This window comes from Bifidobacterium sp. W8114, assembly GCF_016101165.1.
Lineage (GTDB): Bacteria > Actinomycetota > Actinomycetes > Actinomycetales > Bifidobacteriaceae > Bombiscardovia > Bombiscardovia asteroides.
Map to the genome: position 1 here is coordinate 19,131 of NZ_JACFRA010000003.1, position 20,671 is coordinate 39,801.

A 20,671-nucleotide genomic window follows, 5' to 3' on the forward strand; every position below is an offset into this window, starting at 1 on the left:
AATTCCGGTCAATTGGTGGCGGCTCTTCTCTCAATATAGGGGTCTCGCTTAGGCTTTAACTAGCCAAACACAGGTATCGGTTGGAATTTTACCTCCGGCAAGCGGTTCCGAGGAGATGACAACGCGACCTTCAGGGGCGTCCACAGGTTGATGTGTAAAATTGGTGATGCAGACCAGATGACCAGGCTTGTTGTCAAGAAGGGCCGAGCGCGTATAGGTCAATACCCCGTGGTTTTGATTAATGGATTCTATGGTCTTGTTGCCTGTGGCCGTCAGAAGCTGAGCCCTCAGTATGATTGCCGTACGGTATAGATTGAGCATTGAGCTCTTATCGTGACATTCGACATCAACCGCGAATTTCTTGAACCATAGAGGCTGTGGAAGATGAGGATCGTCGGCAATGGTGCCATCAGCCTTGGTTTTGGGAGAAAAGCCGAATGAGGCACCCTGCCCAAAGTTCCTGTTCCAATCAGCTGGCTCCGGTGTATCCTCGGAATTCCAAGGCAGGGGGACCCTGCATCCATCTCGTCCTTTTTCAGTAAATTCCCTACTTGATCTGAAGGCGGTTGGATCCTCCAGACGGTCCCATGGGATGTCAGCAACTTCAAAGAGGCCAAGCTCCTCTCCCTGATAAATGTAAAGGGATCCTGGCAGAGCCGCCTCCATAAGGAAACCTGCGCGTGCGCGACGATTACCGACAGCGCGGTTTTCCTTATAAGTCTGACCGTTTCGGAGCAGCCAGTCCTTTCCCAGTTGCTGGGTATCCAGATCCTCCGCTTGAGGAAGCGCATACCGTGTGGCGGAACGGATAATGTCGTGGTTGTTCATGACCCATGTAGTCGTGGATCCGGATTCCTTGGCCTCCTGCAGGCCCTCTTTGATTGCCGCTGAAAACGCCTGGCAATTCCAATCGGCCTTGGCGAATTCAAAGTTGAAGACCTGTCCCAATTCGTCCTCAGAGGCATAAAGGTGCTGGTGCTCCGGCACAACCCAGGCTTCTCCAACGGCGAAGCGATGAGGTTCGTACTCGTTGAACACCTGCCGCCATTCTTTATATATGTCATGCACTTCAGGCCTGTCCCAGAGCGGGTGCTCGTAATTGTGACTGGCTGATTGCTGCTGCACAGGCCAAGCGTCGAGTTCGGACAGAGGTTTACTGTCGAGGTCCTTGGCCAGCCCATGCGCAACATCGATACGGAATCCGTCGGCGCCATGGTCGGACCAGAAGCGGAAGATATCCTTGAACTCCTCGTGAACATCGCGGTTCTTCCAATTGAGATCAGGCTGCTCCTTGGCGAAGAGGTGCAGGTACCATTCCCCGTCTTCAACCTGCTCCCAGGCGGGGCCGCCAAAAATGGACATCCAGTTGTTGGGAGGGAGCTCCCCATTTTTGCCTCGTCCTTTGCGGAATATATACCGATCGCGCTCAGCTGATCCAGGGCGGGCTTTTAGTGCCTGCCGGAACCACTTATGTTTGTTGGAAGTGTGGTTTGGCACGATATCCACGATGATTTTGAGGCCGGCCTGGTGTGCCGCTTCAACCATGGCATCGAAATCCTCCAAGGTTCCCAGCCTCGGATCGACGTTTTCATAATCAATGACATCATAGCCGCCGTCGGCCAGATCCGACGGGTAGAAAGGTGAGAGCCAGATGGCATCGATGCCCAGCTCCTGCAGGTAGCCGATTTTTTCAGTCACACCACTGATGTTTCCGATTCCGTCCCCGTCAACGTCCTTGAAACTACGAGGGTAAACCTGGTACACAACCGCTTGCTTCCACCAGTCCTCGCTCAAGTTGTTCGTTGTCATGATGGGCATCCTTCCTGAAGATATTCACCAACTCAGTCAGCTATTAACTGATAATGATAACGATAGCAAATAGGTCAATACAATCTGAAAATAGAATATCCCTTGTATGATAAGCAATATCTACCCAAGATTCTCTTTTTCTTAAGCAAAATGTTGTGAGATATATTTATTATTTGCATACGTTTGCAAATCAGTTTAGAATTTAGCGCCTATTGCAAAATCGACCTGTCTGAGTGGGAATAATATTTGCCAGAAGAAGTTGAGTGATGTAGGCTCAAGTTTCGGAGTGGTCATGATGGCTGCTTGCCCGGGTCGACGGAAGCCGGCCATCGGGACCACGAACGAAGCGCGAGCGGAGAACGTGAACGTCGAGGTGCGGGGTCAGACCCTACGCCCCATTTCATCAGGAGGTAACGAGTATGGCACGTGCAGTTGGCATCGATCTGGGAACCACCAATTCCTGCATTGCAACCCTGGAGGGCGGCGAGCCCACGGTAATCGTCAACGCTGAGGGCGCGCGTACCACGCCATCGGTGGTGGCATTCAGCAAGTCCGGCGAGATTCTGGTCGGTGAAGTGGCCAAGCGTCAGGCCGTCACCAATGTGGACCGGACCATCAGCTCGGTCAAGCGCCACATGGGCACCGACTGGTCCGTCGAGATCGACGGCAAGAAGTGGACCCCGCAGGAGATTTCGGCCCAGATCCTCATGAAGCTCAAGAGGGATGCCGAGTCCTATCTGGGCGAACCCGTCACTGACGCGGTCATCACCTGCCCTGCATACTTCAACGACGCTCAGCGCCAGGCTACCAAGGATGCCGGCAAGATCGCCGGTCTGAACGTCCTGCGCATCATCAACGAGCCCACGGCTGCGGCTCTGGCCTACGGTCTGGAGAAGGGCAAGGAGGACGAGCGCATCCTGGTCTTCGATCTGGGCGGCGGCACCTTCGATGTCTCCCTGCTGGAGATCGGCAAGGATGACGACGGCTTCTCCACCATCCAGGTCCAGGCCACCAACGGCGACAACAAGCTGGGCGGCGACGACTGGGATCAGAAGATCATCGACTGGCTGGTCAGCGAGGTCAAGAACAAGTACAACGTCGATCTGTCCAAGGACAAGATCGCCCTGCAACGGCTCAAGGAGGCCGCCGAGCAGGCCAAGAAGGAGCTGAGCTCCTCCTCGTCCACCAGCATCTCCATGCAGTACCTGGCCATGACCCCTGACGGGACCCCAGTCCACTTGGACGAGACCCTGACACGCGCGCACTTCGAAGAGATGACCTCCGACCTGCTGGGCCGCTGCCGCACGCCTTTCAACAACGTGCTGCACGATGCCGGCATTTCGGTTCAGGACATCGACCATGTGGTGCTGGTCGGCGGTTCCACACGTATGCCCGCCGTCAAGGACCTGGTCAAGGAACTGACCGGTGGCAAGGAAGCCAACCAGACCGTCAACCCTGATGAGGTTGTGGCCGTCGGCGCTGCCGTGCAGTCCGGCGTCATCAAGGGCGACCGCAAGGACGTCCTGCTGATTGACGTGACCCCGCTCTCCCTGGGCATCGAGACCAAGGGCGGCATCATGACCAAGCTGATCGACCGCAACACCGCCATCCCCACCAAGCGGTCCGAGGTCTTCTCGACCGCCGAGGACAACCAGCCCTCCGTGCTGATCCAGGTCTACCAGGGCGAGCGTGAGTTCGCCCGCGACAACAAGCCTCTGGGGACCTTTGAGCTGACCGGCATCGCTCCGGCCCCGCGTGGCGTTCCTCAGATCGAGGTCACCTTCGACATCGACGCCAACGGCATTGTGCACGTCTCCGCCAAGGACAAGGGCACCGGCAAGGAGCAGTCCATGACCATTACCGGTGGCTCCGCCCTGCCCAAGGACGAGATTGATCGCATGGTCAAGGAGGCCGAGGCCCACGAGGCCGAGGACAAGCAGCGTCGTGAGGATGCCGACACCCGCAACGCCGCCGAGTCCGCTGCCTACCAGACCGAGAAGCTGGTCAACGACAACAAGGACAAGATCTCCGACGAGGTGGCCAAGGAGGTCACCGACAAGGTCAACGCTCTGAAAGAGGCTCTGAAGGGCGAGGATATGGACAAGATCAAGAACGCCCAGAGCGAGCTGATGACCTCTGCCCAGAAGATCGGCCAGGCCCTCTACGCCCAGCAGGGCTCCGCTGACGGTGCAGGCGCTCAGGGCGCTGCAGGTGCCGCCGGTGCTGCCTCGGGTGCAGGCTCTTCCTCGTCCGCCGATGACGACGTGGTGGATGCCGAGGTCGTGGACGACGACGACAAGAAGAAGGACGGCGAGTGACATGTCGGCTTTCGACAAGGATGATGCCGGGCCGCTGAAGGGCGACCCGGCCGCCGCCGGCAAACCGGACGGAAATGAGGCCAAGGCCTCTGACGCCGCCTCTACGCCCGATCAGGAAGCGGCCCGCGGCCGTCATGCCGGCAGGAGCGCTGCAGACGATGACCGGGCGGCCGGCCAGCCCTCGTCGGATTCCTCCGCCAAGGATGCGTCGTCAGCGGATGCTCATGCTGATGACAAGACTGATGCTGACTCGGCCAAGGAGGAGAGCACCGACAAGGGATCAGACGGGCTGACTCCTCTGGGCCAGGCCAAGAAGGAGGCCGCCGATTACCTGGAGGCCCTCCAGCGCGAGCGGGCCGAGTTCGTCAACTTCCGCAACCGTGCCAAGAAGGAGCAGGACATCTTCCGCCAGCATGGCATCGTGGATGTACTGACCGCCCTTCTTCCGGCCCTCGATGACATTGACCGGATCAAGGAGCACGGGCAGATGGACGATTCCTTCCAGGCCGTGGCCAAGAAGATCGACAAGACCTTCGAGAAGTTCGGTGTCGAGAAGTTCGGCGAAAAAGGCGAGGACTTCGACCCCACCAAGCATGAGGCCATCCTGCACAAGCCGGACCCCGATGCCAAGAAAGAGACCGTTGACACGGTCGTCGAGGCAGGTTATCGGATCGGCGACCGGGTGATCCGGGCCGCCAGGGTAGTGGTGACCTCGCCCGGGCAGTAGCAGGGACGGTGATTGCGGACCTTCCGCAGGCTGAATCGGCGCCTTCGCATGCGGCGGCTGGTGGGTATGGTCCTGCCCGCCGCCGCACGCGAAAGGGCGGATTCCAATTCGATATATTCGTAGCTTATGAGGAAAGGAGACATGGATGGCTGAGAATGAATGGCTGAGCAAGGACTATTACAAGGTCCTTGGTGTCTCCAAGGACGCCAGCGAAGCGGAGATCACCAAGGCCTACCGCAAGCTTGCCCGCAAATACCATCCCGATCTCAATAAGACCAAGGAGGCCGAGGAGAAGTTCAAGGACATCTCCGAGGCCTACGACGTGCTCAGCAACAAGGAGCAGCGTCAGAAGTACGATGCCATCCGCCAGTTCGGCATGGGGGGAGCCCGGTTCGCCGGAGGCTCAGGCCAGGGTGGCTTCAACACCGATGCATTCTCGGACATCTTCGGCTCTATGTTCGGCGGGGCCGGGGCGCCGGGAGGCACCCGCATTCGTTTCGGCGATGGTTCGGGACAACCCGACTTTGCTGACATCTTCTCCTCCTTCGGTGGGGGTGCCGGCGGTGGCGGTCGGACCGCTTACCAGGAGGCCAAGCCCAGGCCCGTCAAGGGCGAGGATCGCAATTCGAAAATCGGCCTGTCCTTCCGTCAGGCGGTCAAGGGGGCTACGGTCTCTCTGAGTGTGGGTGGCAAGCGTTTCAAGACGCATATCCCCGCCGGGGTTCGCAACGGTCAGCGGATCAGGCTGGCTGGCAAGGGTCGGCCTGGCAGGGACGGGGGCGCCAATGGCGACCTCTACCTGCAGATCAGCGTCCAGCCCAGCCACCGGTTCACCATGAAGGACAAGGATTTGGTCATGACCCTGCCGGTTACGGTATCCGAGGCGGCCCTGGGAGCCAAGGTCCAGACCCGGGACATCGATGACCAGGTCGTCACCTTCAGGATTCCTGCTGGCTCCTCCAGCGGCGACGAGATTCGTATCGCCGGCAAGGGGGTTCAGGACCGGCGCGGCAAGGGCGACCTGGTGGGACGGATAGAGATCCGCATGCCCGGTCGGCTGGGTATGGCCCAGAAGAAGGCCATGCGCGACTTTGCCAAGTCCAGTGGCGACTTCGACGAGCAGATCGCCGGGGAGCGCATGAAGATATGACGATCCGGATGCCGGATCAAGTCGGAACGAAGAGCGGAGAGGAGTGATGATCATGGTCAGGGTGGATCCCGAGACCAGGCGGATCTATCTGGCCTGCGCTCGCGGACTGGTGGCCGGACACATCAGCCTGGATGCTGCCGACGATGCCGGTTTGGACATCGAGCTGCCGGTCTTCAGCGTCGGCCAGGTCGGGCAGTTGGCCAACATCCATCCGCAGACCCTGCGCCAATACGACCGGCTGGGTCTGATTGTGCCGGAACGTACCGAGGGGGGTGCGCGCCGTTACTCCCTGCGGGATCTGGACCGGCTGGGCCAGGCCCAGCATCTGAGCCAGGACGAGTCCATCAACCTGGCAGGTGTGACGAGGATCCTGGCCCTGGCCGAGGAGAATCGTCAGCTGAGGCGCCAGCTGCGCCGCTCCCATCAGTCACAGGGATCCAGTATGTTTGCCGCTGCCACCGATGGCCGGGTCGTCGAGGTCAGGCGGTCCAGCAGGGCCAGGCTCTGGCGGCAGGACACGACGCATGACGAGGCCGATCCGACTGATTCCAAATCGTTGATCGTCTGGAGCGTACGCTCCTGAAATGGGTGCGGGGCCTGTGCTATGGTGTACAGGTTGGCCGCTCGCCCAAGAGCGACGGCTGATTGTCGCCTGAATGCTTTGAGTACGGGGAAACCGCTTGCGCGAAATTCGTCATTCTCTGCTTTGCACGCGGCCTGCGAACTGTCGACCGACAGTACCGTTTTCCCTGTTGTGAAAGGTCATTGTGACTGCTTCATCCATGCCCGATTCCAATTCGTCCAATTCCGGCCAGTCTGCCGTAGAACCTATGACTTTTGACCAGCTGGGGGTGCCTGAGCCCTTGGTTCGCGTCCTGCGCAAGGACGGCAAGACCAGGGCCTTCCCCATCCAGCGGGATACCCTGCCTGATGCCCTGGCTGGCCGTGACATTCTGGGACGGGGCCGGACCGGTTCCGGCAAGACCCTGGCCTTTAGCATCCCTCTGGTGGCTCGACTGGCTGCCTGCGAAGGAGGACGGACCCGCCATGGACGCGGTGGTGCCGCCGGTTCAGACAGTCTGCCCCGCCCGCGCGGTCTTGTCCTGGCTCCCACCCGCGAGCTGGCCAATCAGATCGACGAGGTTCTCAACCCCCTGGCTCAGGCCTACGGCATGCGGACCTGCACCGTCTACGGCGGGGTGGGCCAGGGTCGTCAGGTCGATGCCCTGCGGCGCGGGGCCAAGATTGTGGTGGCCTGCCCGGGCCGTCTGGAGGATCTGCTCCGCCAGCGCAAGCTCAGTCTGGGGGAAGTGGAGATCGCCGTGTTGGACGAGGCCGACGAGATGGCCGACATGGGCTTCTTGCCAGCTGTGGAGCGGATTCTGGCCCAGGTTCGTCCGGGTGGTCAGCGCATGCTCTTCTCGGCCACCCTGGATCACGGTGTGGATGCCGTGGTCAAGCGTTTCCTCAAGGACCCCAAGATTCACGAGGTGGATTCCGCTACCCAGCATGTGGATCTGATGACCCACCACATCTTCCGCACCACCCAGGCAGCCAAGCACGATCTGGTGCGCAGGCTGGCCTCGGGTACAGGACGGCGCATCCTCTTCACCCGGACCAAATTCCAGGCCAAGAAGCTGGCCAAGAACCTGATCGACAACGGCATTCCGGCTGCACAGCTGCACGGCAACCTTTCCCAAAACCAGCGCGATCGCAACCTGGAGGCTTTTTCCCGGGGTGAGGTGAAAGTCCTGGTGGCTACCGACGTGGCCGCCCGCGGTATGGATATCAGCGACGTAGACCTTGTGGTCCAAGTGGATCCACCGGCCGATCCCAAGTCCTTCCTTCACCGGTCAGGGCGCACGGCTCGGGCCGGTCGTTCCGGCGACGTGGTCACCCTGGTTCTTCCCGACCAGTGGCGTGACACCAGACGGATGCTGCGCATGGCCCATATCGATGCCAAGCCGGTTCAGGTGACTGCCGATTCATCCGAGGTTACCGAGCTCGTAGGACCCGTGGCCAAGCCGGTACATGGCTGGTCCTTGCAGACCGAGCAGCCGCAGGCTTCCGCTGGTCGCCCTGCTCGTAGCGGGCGTGGCGGCCGCAGCGGACATCGGGGCCGTTCCCGCGCAAACAGGCGCTTTGATCGCGGCGGCCAGGCCCGGGCTGCAGGTCGAGATCGGGATCGCCGGCCTTCCCGTTCCAGGCGGTCAGATGACCGATCGGCATTCAATCGTGAGGATGGTCCCTTGGATGGCCGGACCAGAGGCCATCGTCATGCCGACAGTAGCGGGCGTGCCCATGGTCATGATCATGGGCACGGCAACGGTCGCGCCGGCTCCCGTTTTGATGCAGACCGTCGGGGATTTCGCCGTGGTCATCGCCACCATCGCCGTGACGATAATCCTTTCCGCTCTGCTTCCCGGCGCTGATCCGTTTAGCGGCAATCATGATTCCCAAGCCTCGGTTGGCATAAAATCGGTATTGACGGCGTGCCTGGTCTCCAGCAGGGAAAAGAGGAGGATCCGATGTCAGTAAGTAAGCGCACGTTGGCCTACGATTACCTGCGCGATCAGATCGTCTTCTGCAAGATGAAACCTGGTGATCTGATTGACGAAAAGGCTGTGTCGGCCCAACTGGGATTCAGCCGCACACCTGTACGCGAGGCTATCAATAAGCTGGCTGAGGAGGGTCTGGTCCAGGTTTTTCCGCGCAAGGGGATCATCGTCAGCCAGCTTTCTCTTAAAGACCTCAACGACATGCTCGACAGCAGGATGCTGGTCGAGCCTTATCTCATGCATCAAGCTTTCGCTCATCTGGATGCCCAGACCCTGCGGAGCTACCGTGCGGCCGCCAATACCAGGCTGGAGCGTGGATCAGTCAAGCCGGTCTCCATTCAGGATGACTTCGATTACACTTTTCACATGTATTTCGCCAGGCAGGCAGGGAACAAGTACCTGCTTGCCTTCATGAGCACCCTGCTGGCATTGAGCCAGCGCACCCGTGTTTTCCTGCCTTATCAGGAGGGGAGGGACGAGGCTTCCTGCCAAGAGCATATAGCCATCATCGATGCAGCGCTCAATGGTGACGAGGAAGGCGCGGTGGAGGCCATCCGCGCCCATCTGCACAATTCGCGAATCAGCTATCTACAGGCCAGCAGGGTTCATGCCGATTACTTCCGCTGATAGCATCTTCTTCCGCACCGTCCGACCTTAAGCAGGGACGCGTGTGCTGCATCCACTACATGGTCAGCGGTGATGCCGTAGTCTATGAGATTGCTTTCGCCGTCTCCCTGAAGTCCGAAGTCCTCGACTGAAACAGCCTTGCCTGCGTCTCCCAGATACTGGTGCCAGGACAGGGCGAGTCCGGCTTCGACGCTTACTCGTGCTCGTATCTCCTCCGGCATGACCCAGCTGCGGTAATCCTGGTCCTGTTGCTCGAACCATTCCATGCAAGGCACGGAGACAACGCGGGCGCCGATGCCTTCGATCGCCAGGCGGTTGGCTGCCTCCAGAGCCAGCTGCACCTCAGATCCTGATGCCATGATCAGCATGTCCAAACGGTTCTCGGGCTCTTGGAGGATATATGCTCCACGGGATACGCCCTGGCGGGCTCGAGCTGCGGTTGCAGCCAAGTTGGGCAACGGTTGTCTGCTGAGCACTATGGCCGTGGGATGTGTGTCGCTTTTTTCGAAGATGTGTCGATAGGCTTCTGCCGTTTCGAATTCATCGGCAGGGCGGACAACAGCCAGACGGGGGATGGCCCTCATGGCAGCAAGATGCTCGACTGGCTGGTGTGTCGGGCCATCCTGTCCAAGGGCGATTGAATCGTGGGTCCAGATGTAGATATTGGGAATGTCCATCAGAGCGGCCAACCGGACCGCCGGCCGCTCATAGTCGGCAAATTGGAAGAAGGTGCTGCCAAAGGGCCTGGTGTCCGAGTCCAACAGGATGCCGTTGGTAATGGCCCCCATGGCGAATTCTCGGACGCCGAAGTGGATCTGTCTGCCATAAGGATTGGCCTTTGGGAACTGGCGAGTGGCCCGACCGGCGGGAGCGAAGGAGTCCGCTCCTTCCAGATCAGTCATGCAGGCGCTGCCCAGGTCAGCGGATCCGCCCCAGAGTTCAGGCATGATCGGGGCGATGGCGTTGAGCACGCGCCCTGAAGCCTGTCGCGCCGGCACGGAATCTCCCACATGCAACTCGTTTTCAAGTTCATCGATGGCGCTGTCGAGCTCCTTAGGCGGCTCGTGCCTACGGATGCGGTCGTAGAGAGAGGCCCGCTTGGGATTGTCCTTTCGCCACTGTCTATAGCGTCGATCCCAATCAGCGTGGGCTCGAACCCCGCGTTGCGCAGCCTGTCGGGCGTGCGCCAGAGCCTCCTCGTCAATGGGGAAGTCCTCATTGGGATCAAATCCAAGAAGGCTCTTCAGGTCAGCCAGAGCCTTTGCGCCCAAAGGCGAGCCGTGGGTGGAGGCATCATTGGTCAAACCTGGGGTCGGCCAAGCAATCAGGGTGTTGACCTTGATGAACTTGGGGCGATCGGTGATCTCGCCTGCTTGATCCAGGGCGCGGGACAGCGCAGACAGGTCTTCTTTGTAGCTACCGTCCGGCTGGACAAAATCGATGGAGTCGGTGTACCAGCCGTAGGCGCGCATACGTGCGCATACATCTTCGCCTAAGACCATGCTGGTGTCGCCTTCAATCTGGATATGGTTGGCGTCATAGATGACGGTCAGATTGTCCAAGGACTGATCTCCGGCCAATGAGCAGGCCTCTGCGCTCACGCCCTCCTCCAGATCGCCTTCTCCGCATATGGCCCAGATTCGATGATCAAAGGGAGAGGAACCCCTGGGGGCATCAGGATCCAGCAGGCCGCGCTGATAGCGCTGGCCATATGCGAAGCCTACGGCCGAAGCCAACCCCTGTCCCAGCGGACCGGTGGTCATCTCCAGACCAGGGGTGACACCCAGCTCGGGGTGGCCTGGAGTCCGTGTGTGGGCGCCGGACCGGTAGTTTCTCAAATCATCCAGCGTCAGGCCGTAGCCGGCCAGGAAGAGCTGAGTGTATTGAGCCAGGGATGCATGGCCGCCGGAGAGGATGAACCGGTCGCGGCCGGGCCAATGGGGGTCGGTCGGGTCATGCGTCAAATACCGCTGATAGAGGGCGTAGACGATTGGGGCCAAGGATATGGCCGAACCCGGATGTCCATTGCCGGCCCGCTCCACCGCATCAGCCGTCAGCACCTTGGCCATGTTGATGGCTCGTCGATCCAAATCATCCCAAGGCTTTTGCATGATTCTTTATCCGCCTTTCCAGGTGTGTTCGTGCACCGTTGGTCGTCTTCTGTGGTCAGCTTTCGCCAATCCTCTTGGACGGCCCAAATTGACACCGCTGTCTTTCGCCTTTAATATATCAGTAATATATCAGTTACGCAATGAAGCACTGATTCTGGCATCGGGCAGGAGAACAGTCAATGGGCTCAGACCGAGCGCCGGAGCGAACAAAGGAGTCCAATGACGGATTTATCAATTTACCAGACCCTTGACAGGGCCAAGGCCATTCTGGACAGACAGGAGGCCAAGCACTCCTCGAGGGCCGGTTGGCTCATGGTGACGGCTCTGTTGATCGAATCCTGGGATATCTACTCGATGTCGTTCATCATGACCCACCTCAAGGATGTCTTCCACCCCAGCAGCTTTCTGCTTGGATTCGCGGCAGCCGGCACCCAGCTCGGTGCCATCGTCGGTTCCATCCTGGGCGGCTGGCTGACCGACCGGTTTGGGCGTCGCAACATCTTCTTGGCTTCCATGAGCATGTTTGCGGTCTGTGCCGTTCTTCAGGCGCTTTCGCCCAACATGTGGGTTCTGGCAATCATCCGCTGCTTTGCCGGCCTGCCTGTAGGGGCCGATGTGGCCAATGGCTTTACCTATATGATGGAGATCCTGCCCAAAGGCAAGCGCGAGATCATGGGCAACCGATGGCAGTTCATGTTCTCCCTTGGGATTTTATGCGCCATTCTGCTGGTCACCGCCTTTGAGCTGAGCAAGATGCCGGCCAACCTGACCTGGCGGTTCATCCTGGCTGTGCCCGCCATCCCTGCCGGCCTGCTTCTGCTGGTCAGGTCCGGCCTGCCCGAGACCCCCGTCTGGCTTGTGGAGCATGGTGATTTCGTCAAGGCCCGGAAGGTGGCCAACGAATACTATGGCAAGGATGTTTTGGCTGGCGTTTTGCCTGATCATGATATGCATATTCCCCAGCCCTCCTGGCGTGAGGCCATCTCGGACCTTTTCAGCGACAGCTTCAGTCGCAGGAGCACCATATTCGCCTGGATATCCTGCTTCGTCCAGGCGTTCGAGAACTATTCGTTCTCCTTCTATCTGCCTACCATCCTGGCCGGCCTGGGCATAGCGACCCTCGTTCAAAACAATATGGCCATGTTCGCCGTTTACCTGCTGGCCTCCATCTCCGCTTTCGTAGGACCTCTTACCCTGCCCAAACTGGGGCATAAGGGATTGAGCGAATGGGGCTTCGGCCTGGTGACCATCGGCATTCTGGTCATGGTCTTCGGCATCACCCGGACCAGTATGGCCATCATCATCACCGGATCGGGCATCATGCTCTGGGGCCATTACTGGTCTTCGGAGAGTGGAATGACCATCGCCTCATTGGTGGCCAAGCCGGCCTATAGAGGAGCCGCTTCAGGCATTGCCTATGTCTTCGTCAAGCTGGCCTCCTTCCTGACCCTCTGGGTGTTCCCGACCCTTTATGACCGGCTGGGCGTGCCTAAAGCCACCCTGCTGATCGCTATCGGTCCTGTGGTGGCCTTCCTGGCCGCAGTCTTCATTCTGCCCGAGACCTTCGGTCACGCGGTCAATGCGGAGACCATACAGTCGGCTGAAGCCAAGGCGACCGGATCTAAAGACTGATTCGCTGATTGGAACGCTTTGTCTGCAAAGGATAGGCGCGTTTGGATCAACATGCGATGTGACGCTATGAAAAGGCGTCGATAAGAAAGGAATTATCACCATGTTCCAAGTACCGAAAATCAAGAAAATAGAACTGACGACCGCCCGGGTTCCGTTGCCGGAAGGCCCATGGGGCGACCAGATCCACCACGTTGAGAACATAGAGGTCGTCGTTGCTGATGTCACGGCAGACAATGGGATCACCGGCACGGGGTTCAGCCATACCTCCGGCTGGTGCGGGGCCACCATCGCCGCTCTGGTGAGGGAGATGATCCCCGATGTGATCGGCCTGCCCGTATCCCCTCGAGCGCTTTGGCAGCGCTCGTGGAAGTACATTCACGATGTAGGTGGGGCCGGTGTGACCACCCACGCCCTGTCCGCTTTGGATATCGCCTATTGGGATCTGCTCGCCAAGTCCCTTGACGTCTCTCTATATGATCTGCTGGGCAAGGTGCGCGATCGTGTCCCGCTCTATGGGTCCGGCATCAATCTGAATCTATCGGCGGATGAGATTGTGGATCAGGTCAAGCGTTGGAAGGCCAAGGGATTCATCGCCGCCAAGGTCAAGGTGGGCAAACCCGACATCGAAGAGGATGTAGAGCGCCTGAAGGCCATCCAGGAGGCTGTGCCAGGCTTCCCCCTGGCGGTGGATGCCAACCAAGGATGGGATTTGCCGGCCGCCTTGCGTGCATTCAAAAAGTTCGATGATCTGGATTTGCTTTGGATCGAGGAGCCGTTGCCTTCAGACGATATTCTGGGGCATAGGATTCTACGTGAAAGGGTCAATACCCCGCTGGCCATGGGCGAGAACATATACAACCTCAATCAGTTCAATCAGTATTTTGAGCAAGGTTCCTGCGACTATGTCCAGGCGGATCTGGGCCGCGTGGGCGGTATCACCGGCTACCTGGATATTGCTGCAGCGGCCAGGGCCCACAATCTGCCCATGACGCCGCATTTCGTCTTCGAGCTCAGTGCCAGCCTCCTGTCGACCATTCCTAACATCTATGCTTCCGAGGTCACGGATGGCGGCACTTGGACGGATCTGCGGATCTTCAAATCCTCGGGGCATGTGGATGAGGATGGCTTCTGGGTGCCTCCCACTGGTCCTGGACACGGCATTCAGTTGGACAGGGACTATCTGGAGGATCATCGCTTCTGACGGCATCGTACGTTCTGTGCCAAGATAACGGGGATTCGCCCACGATGACCGAGCGTCATCTTGGGCGAATCCCCGATGTCCTGCCCAGTGACTTAATAGAACCATTTACGCTTTTCTTGTATGCAGACCCCGCGTGCCTGTGCTTAGGGGAAGCCGGCGGATTTATGCCAAGGTCTGACAAATAGCGAAGGAAGGCCCGAAGGCTGATGGGGATAGCCGTAAGCCTGATCTTTAGGCGCGAGGAGCCTGGCGACAGAATCTCACGTGAGCGCAAGCGCCGGTCGCTTGCACCTGAGCCAGCTTCATTCAGCCGAGTCGCGCTTTGACAAGTATTCTCGTTCATTGGCCGGATCTGGCCCGATCTCCTGCGGTGAAGATACAGACAAAGCGGAAAGTTGAAGGACTCAACGGCGATTTCGTCTGTGGCCTGAGCCGCTGTGGCCTTAAGGGTATCCCTATGAAGGAACGTCGGTGGTTGGTGATTTGCCGTCTCTCGTCGGCCTGGCGATGGATATCATCTCAAGTAAGCGGTCGGACCAACTTTCGCCTGGTCCTGAATCCTGCGTTGACGATGACTGTGCTCGAGAATGTTCTTATTTCTGCCCAGTTTGCTGGTTTGGGCATTGATGTGAGGCGAGCCGGATTTATTTTGCAGCTGTTGGGCCTTGCTAATTACTTGCTGATTGTATTCATGACTTTGTTCTGAATTTGTCTGGAAGGCAACAACTGAGAGCCGCTGTAGTGCATGTGACTCCACCTCCAGCCCAGGATTGTCTTCGCGGACGAGCCGATTGGAACTCTTGATTCGGCAAACGTTCCACTCGTCATTGGGCAACCGCGATTTCTGGCCAAGCGTGTTTCCATTGCAATAATCGTGACACGCAGTTTGGATGCCGTAAGCGCATTTGACCCCCCCCCCCCCCACCCTTGGTGGTTCATGAGGTCGTTTGACTCATCAGATTATGCAGCCCAGGGAGTATGAGCTTGGCTTTGCATCGGTAAATCGTCATCCTTGCAATCTGTATTCCTAGCAGGGCAGAAAATGCACGCCTTTCAATAAGGGAGTCGGTTTGATGTGAATTAGGCAAGTATCTGCTGCAGGAACTGCACAGACTCAAGGTCAATATATGTGGAACGCAGATTTACTACAGCGGAATCTCTTGCGAGAGTGGAGCTGAGGGTAGTCGAAACCCCGACCTCTTCGATGCGAACGAAGCGCTCTACCAACTGAGCTACAGCCCCATTCGTTGCCCGACCGTAGCCGAACAACAGAAATTTACTTTAGCGTGTGCCCTGGCCAAACGCAAAATATCACAGGTCAGACATCAGTCCGCCGTGGAGCTGGTTTTTTCTGAGGGAGCTTTATGACCGAACTTGGCCTTGAGCAGACCGATGACCGTGGGCAGGACCGAAATGACCAGAATCAGGATGATGACCAGCTCGAAGTGCTGCTGGACTGCGGGGATGCCGCCGAAGAAATAGCCCAGGAGGGTGAAGAGGGTGGACCATATCAGGCCGCCCAGGATGCTGAATGGGGTGAAGCGCCTCCAGCGCATTCCGGAAATGCCCGATATGAAGGGCATGAAGGTCCTGATGAAGGGAAGGAAGCGTCCCAGGACCACGGCCAGGGGTCCCCACTTGTCGATCAGCCCCTCGGTCTTGGCGATTCGTTCGGGGGTCAGTGACTTCACGCGGCCGGAACGGACGATGGCCCGGCCGAAGAAGTGTCCGATGAAGTAGTTGCTCTGGTCGCCCAGGATGGGGGCCAGCCAGACGACGGGAAGGAGCACATCCAGGGCCATCCCGCTGGACGGGTCATGGGCGAAGACACCGGCGGCGAAGAGTAGGGAGTCTCCTGGCAGGAAGGGCATGAAAACCACGCCGGTCTCGATGAAGATGATCAGGAAGATGAACGCATATGTGGGTACCAGTCCCATGGCAATCCACCCCGCGATGGCGCTGCGCGGATCTTTGAGCAGGTTGATGAGCCAGTGTATGAATCCCATTTGTCAAAGACCGTCCTGTTGTATTGAAACGCAAACCGTTTCAATACTGTAGCAAGACTGCTCCACGGCAGGTAGGTCTCCAGTAGACCCTTGCGAGGAAGACACAACTGTGGCCCATAACGGCTGATGCGCAGACAATCCATATGAAGTGTGCCTTTGACATCAAGAGGGCCGGTGGCAGGGTGATGGCACCGTCCTGGCCGTGCCCTGCACATATTCCGTGTGGAAAGGGGGAGGCCAGCCATATACCTATTTCCTGACAGCCTTACAGGGAACCTTTCTTGTAAGTAGTTTTGGCGTCGCCCCTGGTTCCGCGTTCGAAACGGTCGAAGGCCTGCAGATAGATTAGTGATTTGACTAATGCCAGTCGGGAAAAGCCGAAGATGATGGCCGGGACCTGCAGGAAGGACGCGGAGTAGATGAGGAAAGCGAAGACCACGTAGATGGCCAGGAGGCAGATGGCGTAGAACGGGGTACCTATGGGAATCTCGACACAGAGTTTGAAAACCCAGTCTGTATTGGTGTAGCGGGATTGTAGGGGGTAGAAGAACTTGTATGAAAGGACTAGGAGCGCGATCCTGATGATCAGGATGATGAGGGCAAGGTAGGTCACTACCCCCCCCCCCCCCCAGCGTCGCGTGGATGATGAATGCGATGATGGACTGTCTGACCACCCGGACGAGGAGTTGCGGGTGCTGCCTGCAGAGGAGGATGTCCTTGTGGTTCTCATCGCAAGACCGCGCCGTAGAGGGCGCTGCGGGCGAGGCCTATCGAGACCAGGGGTAATGCAGGTGAGGACGAAGAACAGGTTCAGGGTTGTGAATCTGAGTAGGGTGTTCAAGGAGAGTCAGAAGGGGCTTTCGAGGTTGAAGTGCATGATCCGCCTTTCCTTCCTGCAGGGTTGGCGACGTGCAGGCAGGCGAATGGGTCCGGCCATCCCGTGTAGCGCTGTCTCCTGCTCGGTCGGCTATAGGACCGTCTGCTGGACATGCCTGTCAGGAGGATAATCGTCTCTGACCAACCCTGGACAATCTGTCTGATTAATGGGCTGACGGTCCAATCCTGCCTCATGTAGTGACACGCTTGGCAGCGGGCTGCGGTTTGACGGCTTAGTCAAATCGACGTACCAATCTATTTACAAATGTATCAATAAGACAACTATGATCTGCGCGGTGCCGAGACGTGGTAGAAATATGAGGTGCTGGCTGGTAATGCAATGGGAGCGGGCTTATGGGAAAAGACAGAAGGGTAGTATGTCAACTGTCGACATTCATTGAAAGCCACCCGGCGGCGTGAGACTAAACACTAAGGGACATAAGCGGCAGGAAGAAACACAGCATCAACCTTTTCCTCTTGACCGTCCCCTTTCTGATACTGTTCGTCCTCTTCAGTTACTATCCCCTGCTCGGCTGGGTATATGCCTTCTATGACTATCAGCCACCCATCCCACTGTCGGAGAGCGAATTCGTCGGCTTCCAATGGTTCAAGATGATTGTCCAGAACCCTGCCCAGTTGCACGCGGTCGTCCAGGTCCTGACCAACTCTGCCTAACTTCATCAGCCGGGTCCTGGTCCACGCCGTGGCATTCGCCATGTTTTCCTCCGTTGGCATGGTCAATGAGCTCTTGCAGAACCTCCGCCTGATTTCACAGCCTATCCATTTCCTGGATTCCGACAGCGGGGCCTACATCAAGATGCTCCTGTGGAGCTTGTGGAAGGGTCTGGGCTGGGGATCGATCCTCTACCTGGCTCTCATATCCGGCATCGACCCCGAACTCTACGAGGCCGCCAGGCGGATGGAGCCAGCCGCTTCCAGCAGATCATCTATGCTACGGTCCTGTAGCTCATACCCACCTACCCAGTAATGCCGATGCTGAGCGTCTCCAACTTCCTCAGCAACGGGATGGACCAGTACTTCGTCTTTCCGCAACACCTTCAACCTCAAGCACATCCAGGTGCTTGGCCTCTACGTCTACAACACGGGCATGGGCGAGAACAGCCTCTCTCTGGCTGCAGCCAAACCCATGCTGAAATTCTAGGTCAGTGTGGTCCTCCTGTTCCTGGTCAATTGGGCCTCGAAGCGGAACCGTGGCGAGTCAATCATCTGGGTGTGAGGGGAAAACAATCATGAGAGACAGCATGACAAACGAATCGGAGGGCATCTCTCCTCTCCTGCGGCGGACCAGGGATAAGAAGATGTTCAATGTCTTCAACATCGCCTTCTTCATCCTCTTAGTCTTCATCTGCGTCTACCCGTTCTACTACCTGATCATCAACAGCATCTCCGACAACACCCTGAGTGCCGCCGGCAGGATAGCCGTCCTGCCCAAGGGAATCAACTGGAGTAACTATGTGGAGGTCTTCAAACAGGAGTGCCTGGGCACAGCCGCCATGGTCTCCCTGGGACGTACCGTGATCGGTGCCGCCCTGACCGTACTGGCCAGTGCCTTCCTGGGCTTCCTTTCACCCAGGCGAGCATGTGGCACCGTAAGTTCTGGTATCGCTTCATCATCATGACCATGTACTTCAATGCTGGTCTGATCCCCCTGTTCATCGTGATGAAGAACCTGGGTCTGACCAACAACTTCTGGGTGTACGTTCTGCCGACCATTGTGCACCTTTCAACATCATCCTGGTGAAGACCTGCATCGAGTCCATCCCCTCCTCCTTCCCGGAGGCGGCCGAAGTGGACGGCGCCGGCACTCTGACGGTCTTCTTCAAAATCGTCTTGCCCATCTGCACGCCGATTCTGGCCACGGTGACCATCTTCTCGGCCGTGGGGCAGTGAAACTCCTTCCAGGACACTTTGATATACATGACCGATTCAAAGCCTTACTTCCTGTAGTACTTGCTCTATCAGTACATCAACCAGGTAAGCTCTCTGGCCACCCAGCAGACCCCGTCGTCGATCAGGATGACTGTCTCGGTCATCGTGGTCCTACCCATCCTCTTTATCTATCCGCTCTTCCAGCGTTACTTCGTCAAGGAGTGATCGAGAGGAGGTGCAATCCCGCCACCGTACGGGCCTGATTCCACGCGGTGGCCAGGAAGTGTTCATGTCGATTCATCAAGGAGGATAAATCGATGAGAGATGCAAGGCCGACAGTGGTCCCTTCAGTCCGCAGAAAATCAACCACTGGGTTGACCATCACCGCTGCCGAAGTCGTCGGCGGTGGCAGATTATCCGACCGCAAGTCGGCGGGCAGGGCCTGGAGGCCGGAAGCGTGGACCGAGGAGGATCACGCAGTCCGTTGAGACAATCATATGAGCCATAAGGACGTAAGCGGAAGTCGGTATCATCCCGATGATCTGCGGTCCGCCGGCCTGCAGAAAGTGACAGGACGGGCCCGGGAGCCGGACAGTGTCTGGAAAGGGGAAACAATGCAAGCCAAGAAGCTGGCGGCGGTGGCTGCCGCTGTCTTAACCATGTCCATGGCCTTGGCGGGCTGTGGCGTCCGAGACAACTCTGCCAACGAGAAGGACGACGGGTCGCTCATGCAGGTGGAAGTCTTCGATGGGCTGGCAAACTACCAGGGCATCCAGAAGGGTTGGTTCGCCAAGATGGTCAAGGACACAAGTTCAACCCCAAGTTGAACATTGTGGCCCCCAATGTGGCGGACGGGGGCAACTCCCTCTTCAATACCCGTTCAACAGCCGGGAACCTGGGCGACATCATCATCGCCGGCTCTGGTCAGGCGCCAAGCCGGTCAAGGTCCACCTGATTGAGGACATGACGCCGTATCTGAAGAATGCCAAGAAAATCAAGAAGTATAAGTCCGTCACCGATACCCTCAACAAGGCGGCCGGGCAGACCGGCGGGGTCTGGAGCCTGCCCGGGTCGGTCACTTCTCTGCCGCCCCACGGAGACCTCCGAGGGGCTGGAGCCCACTTTCGGCCCTTATGCGCGGTCTGACATCCACAAGGAAATAGGCTATACCAGGATTGCCGACCTGGATGACCTGGTCAAGGCCCTCTAGTTCCTTTAGCAAGGCCAACCAGATGGGCCTGGCCGACCCCCAGTCCTCCACCCAGCGCTACGACTCCAGCATGTGGAAGTCCACCATCGACCGGTTCAGTAACTCCGCCCTGGACAAGGATCGGTCCGAGCATATGGACAGGGCCAAGACCTCCATGCAGTGTCTGGAGAAAGCGAGCAAGCTCATGATCGCCCCAGGCTCCAGCTTCACCCAGTCCGATGAGTCTTCTCAGATCTCCACCTTGCGCGGTCAGGTGAAGACCGAAATCATCAACACCTCCTGGAAGGCAGTCTTCGCCAAGGAAGACAACGAGTTCAACGGTCTTATGGATGAAATACGCTCCAAGGTCGACGGACTGGGCTTCAAGCAAGTCCTGAATGTGGACATGAAGAACGCCAAGGATCAGAACACGGCCCATGTCAACGTCAAGAAACGGCTCACCAACTGCAGGCATCGGGAAGCAGCTGATTCCACGCCAGACGGTAGGGCAGGGCAGCCTCGGCGACCCCTGCCCGCCGTCATGCATGTACTTCTGGGGAGCGTGTAGCCGGGCGGT

The 20,671-nt window shown here is 58.2% G+C and carries 20 protein-coding genes, 1 tRNA gene and 1 pseudogene; 16 read left to right on the forward strand and 6 right to left on the reverse strand.

The genetic code is table 11. The features are described 5' to 3' along the window. Window positions 1-48: 48 nt before the first annotated feature. Entirely contained in the window at window positions 49-1,809 is a 1,761-nt protein-coding gene (locus H3T89_RS04755) for a glycoside hydrolase family 13 protein (protein ID WP_015021195.1), read from the reverse strand. Window positions 1,810-2,228: 419 nt separating this feature from the next. On the opposite strand from H3T89_RS04755, the gene dnaK reads away from it, so the two are divergent. The 6 genes and pseudogenes from dnaK to H3T89_RS04785 all read left to right on the forward strand — a co-directional run bounded on the left by dnaK (window position 2,229) and on the right by H3T89_RS04785 (window position 9,189). Then, window positions 2,229-4,127 carry a molecular chaperone DnaK gene (gene dnaK / locus H3T89_RS04760; RefSeq protein WP_024627812.1) on the forward strand — a complete coding sequence of 633 codons (1,899 nt, stop codon included), beginning with the start codon at window positions 2,229-2,231 and terminating at the stop codon, window positions 4,125-4,127. Between the two features lies 1 nt (window position 4,128). Further along, window positions 4,129-4,854 (forward strand): nucleotide exchange factor GrpE, encoded by a 726-nt coding sequence (grpE, locus tag H3T89_RS04765; protein WP_198216378.1) that lies wholly within the window; start codon window positions 4,129-4,131, stop codon window positions 4,852-4,854. A 145-nt stretch (window positions 4,855-4,999) separates the two neighbouring features. Beyond that, window positions 5,000-6,004 (forward strand): DnaJ C-terminal domain-containing protein, encoded by a 1,005-nt coding sequence (locus tag H3T89_RS04770; RefSeq protein WP_198216379.1) that lies wholly within the window; start codon window positions 5,000-5,002, stop codon window positions 6,002-6,004. A gap of 52 nt (window positions 6,005-6,056) precedes the next feature. Continuing rightward, on the forward strand, window positions 6,057-6,587 hold the full coding sequence (locus H3T89_RS04775) for a heat shock protein transcriptional repressor HspR (protein WP_198216511.1): 531 nt from the start codon (window positions 6,057-6,059) through the stop codon (window positions 6,585-6,587). 199 nt (window positions 6,588-6,786) lie between these two features. After that, a pseudogene (locus H3T89_RS04780) lies at window positions 6,787-8,409 on the forward strand (DEAD/DEAH box helicase); the annotation flags it as partial. A gap of 123 nt (window positions 8,410-8,532) precedes the next feature. Beyond that, window positions 8,533-9,189, forward strand: coding sequence for a GntR family transcriptional regulator (locus H3T89_RS04785; protein ID WP_110416724.1), 657 nt, complete (start codon window positions 8,533-8,535; stop codon window positions 9,187-9,189). On the opposite strand, the gene H3T89_RS04790 is transcribed toward H3T89_RS04785, so the two are convergent. Continuing rightward, window positions 9,177-11,300 (reverse strand): transketolase family protein, encoded by a 2,124-nt coding sequence (locus H3T89_RS04790; protein WP_198216381.1) that lies wholly within the window; start codon window positions 11,298-11,300, stop codon window positions 9,177-9,179. The genes H3T89_RS04785 and H3T89_RS04790 overlap by 13 nt on opposite strands. Before the next feature lie 219 nt (window positions 11,301-11,519). On the opposite strand from H3T89_RS04790, the gene H3T89_RS04795 reads away from it, so the two are divergent. Both H3T89_RS04795 and H3T89_RS04800 read left to right on the forward strand, forming a co-directional pair. Continuing rightward, window positions 11,520-12,932 carry an MFS transporter gene (locus H3T89_RS04795; RefSeq protein ID WP_015021213.1) on the forward strand — a complete coding sequence of 471 codons (1,413 nt, stop codon included), beginning with the start codon at window positions 11,520-11,522 and terminating at the stop codon, window positions 12,930-12,932. Between the two features lie 100 nt (window positions 12,933-13,032). Further along, window positions 13,033-14,133 (forward strand): mandelate racemase/muconate lactonizing enzyme family protein, encoded by a 1,101-nt coding sequence (locus H3T89_RS04800; RefSeq protein ID WP_198216382.1) that lies wholly within the window; start codon window positions 13,033-13,035, stop codon window positions 14,131-14,133. Window positions 14,134-15,302: 1,169 nt separating this feature from the next. On the opposite strand, the gene H3T89_RS04805 is transcribed toward H3T89_RS04800, so the two are convergent. The 4 genes from H3T89_RS04805 to H3T89_RS08915 all read right to left on the reverse strand — a co-directional run bounded on the left by H3T89_RS04805 (window position 15,303) and on the right by H3T89_RS08915 (window position 17,732). Next, window positions 15,303-15,375, reverse strand: a tRNA-Ala gene (locus tag H3T89_RS04805). Between the two features lie 83 nt (window positions 15,376-15,458). Then, on the reverse strand, window positions 15,459-16,139 hold the full coding sequence (locus H3T89_RS04810; protein WP_015021215.1) for a VTT domain-containing protein: 681 nt from the start codon (window positions 16,137-16,139) through the stop codon (window positions 15,459-15,461). A gap of 265 nt (window positions 16,140-16,404) precedes the next feature. Then, the gene (locus H3T89_RS04815; RefSeq protein ID WP_198203564.1) at window positions 16,405-16,752 is read right to left on the reverse strand and encodes a hypothetical protein; all 348 of its coding nucleotides are present in this window, start codon (window positions 16,750-16,752) and stop codon (window positions 16,405-16,407) included. Between the two features lie 692 nt (window positions 16,753-17,444). After that, on the reverse strand, window positions 17,445-17,732 hold the full coding sequence (locus tag H3T89_RS08915; RefSeq protein WP_232348461.1) for a hypothetical protein: 288 nt from the start codon (window positions 17,730-17,732) through the stop codon (window positions 17,445-17,447). Here H3T89_RS08915 and H3T89_RS08920 point away from each other — a divergent pair. The 8 genes from H3T89_RS08920 (at window position 17,731) to H3T89_RS08955 (ending at window position 20,662) form a co-directional block, all read left to right on the forward strand. Then, complete coding sequence (locus tag H3T89_RS08920) at window positions 17,731-18,003, forward strand: hypothetical protein (RefSeq protein WP_232348462.1); 273 nt, start codon at window positions 17,731-17,733, stop codon at window positions 18,001-18,003. The two genes, H3T89_RS08915 and H3T89_RS08920, sit on opposite strands and share 2 nt — an antisense overlap. Window positions 18,004-18,277: 274 nt before the next feature. After that, on the forward strand, window positions 18,278-18,655 hold the full coding sequence (locus tag H3T89_RS08925; RefSeq protein ID WP_232348463.1) for a hypothetical protein: 378 nt from the start codon (window positions 18,278-18,280) through the stop codon (window positions 18,653-18,655). Beyond that, window positions 18,616-18,777, forward strand: a complete 162-nt coding sequence (locus H3T89_RS08930; RefSeq protein WP_232348464.1) for a hypothetical protein — start codon at window positions 18,616-18,618, stop codon at window positions 18,775-18,777. The genes H3T89_RS08925 and H3T89_RS08930 overlap by 40 nt, the downstream gene beginning before the upstream one ends. Next, the gene (locus H3T89_RS08935) at window positions 18,774-18,926 is read left to right on the forward strand and encodes an ABC transporter permease subunit (protein WP_236822208.1); all 153 of its coding nucleotides are present in this window, start codon (window positions 18,774-18,776) and stop codon (window positions 18,924-18,926) included. The genes H3T89_RS08930 and H3T89_RS08935 overlap by 4 nt, the downstream gene beginning before the upstream one ends. Window positions 18,927-18,986: 60 nt before the next feature. Then, window positions 18,987-19,130 (forward strand): hypothetical protein, encoded by a 144-nt coding sequence (locus H3T89_RS08940; RefSeq protein WP_227028594.1) that lies wholly within the window; start codon window positions 18,987-18,989, stop codon window positions 19,128-19,130. A 389-nt stretch (window positions 19,131-19,519) separates the two neighbouring features. Beyond that, a complete protein-coding gene (locus tag H3T89_RS08945; RefSeq protein ID WP_232348465.1) occupies window positions 19,520-19,732 on the forward strand; it encodes a hypothetical protein in 213 nt (70 codons plus the stop codon). Between the two features lie 136 nt (window positions 19,733-19,868). Then, window positions 19,869-20,051, forward strand: a complete 183-nt coding sequence (locus H3T89_RS08950) for a hypothetical protein (protein ID WP_232348466.1) — start codon at window positions 19,869-19,871, stop codon at window positions 20,049-20,051. 41 nt (window positions 20,052-20,092) lie between these two features. Beyond that, window positions 20,093-20,662: a hypothetical protein gene (locus H3T89_RS08955; protein ID WP_232348467.1), complete on the forward strand. Its 570-nt coding sequence runs from the start codon at window positions 20,093-20,095 to the stop codon at window positions 20,660-20,662. Window positions 20,663-20,671 lie beyond the last annotated feature (9 nt).

Bases quoted from the DNA above. Each gene is read 5' to 3' on its own strand.
- H3T89_RS04800 (WP_198216382.1), top strand. From the start codon at position 13,033: ATGTTCCAAGTACCGAAAATCAAGAAAATAGAACTGACGACCGCCCGG.
- dnaK (WP_024627812.1), top strand. From the start codon at position 2,229: ATGGCACGTGCAGTTGGCATCGATCTGGGAACCACCAATTCCTGCATT.
- H3T89_RS04770 (WP_198216379.1), top strand. From the start codon at position 5,000: ATGGCTGAGAATGAATGGCTGAGCAAGGACTATTACAAGGTCCTTGGT.
- H3T89_RS04810 (WP_015021215.1), bottom strand. From the start codon at position 16,139: ATGGGATTCATACACTGGCTCATCAACCTGCTCAAAGATCCGCGCAGC.
- H3T89_RS04785 (WP_110416724.1), top strand. From the start codon at position 8,533: ATGTCAGTAAGTAAGCGCACGTTGGCCTACGATTACCTGCGCGATCAG.
- H3T89_RS08945 (WP_232348465.1), top strand. From the start codon at position 19,520: ATGCAAGCCAAGAAGCTGGCGGCGGTGGCTGCCGCTGTCTTAACCATG.
- H3T89_RS08930 (WP_232348464.1), top strand. From the start codon at position 18,616: ATGTGGCACCGTAAGTTCTGGTATCGCTTCATCATCATGACCATGTAC.
- H3T89_RS08915 (WP_232348461.1), bottom strand. From the start codon at position 17,732: ATGGCGAATGCCACGGCGTGGACCAGGACCCGGCTGATGAAGTTAGGC.
- H3T89_RS08950 (WP_232348466.1), top strand. From the start codon at position 19,869: ATGACGCCGTATCTGAAGAATGCCAAGAAAATCAAGAAGTATAAGTCC.
- H3T89_RS08925 (WP_232348463.1), top strand. From the start codon at position 18,278: ATGACAAACGAATCGGAGGGCATCTCTCCTCTCCTGCGGCGGACCAGG.
- H3T89_RS04790 (WP_198216381.1), bottom strand. From the start codon at position 11,300: ATGCAAAAGCCTTGGGATGATTTGGATCGACGAGCCATCAACATGGCC.
- H3T89_RS04795 (WP_015021213.1), top strand. From the start codon at position 11,520: ATGACGGATTTATCAATTTACCAGACCCTTGACAGGGCCAAGGCCATT.
- H3T89_RS08920 (WP_232348462.1), top strand. From the start codon at position 17,731: ATGTTTTCCTCCGTTGGCATGGTCAATGAGCTCTTGCAGAACCTCCGC.
- H3T89_RS04755 (WP_015021195.1), bottom strand. From the start codon at position 1,809: ATGACAACGAACAACTTGAGCGAGGACTGGTGGAAGCAAGCGGTTGTG.
- H3T89_RS08955 (WP_232348467.1), top strand. From the start codon at position 20,093: ATGACCTGGTCAAGGCCCTCTAGTTCCTTTAGCAAGGCCAACCAGATG.
- H3T89_RS04775 (WP_198216511.1), top strand. From the start codon at position 6,057: ATGGTCAGGGTGGATCCCGAGACCAGGCGGATCTATCTGGCCTGCGCT.
- grpE (WP_198216378.1), top strand. From the start codon at position 4,129: ATGTCGGCTTTCGACAAGGATGATGCCGGGCCGCTGAAGGGCGACCCG.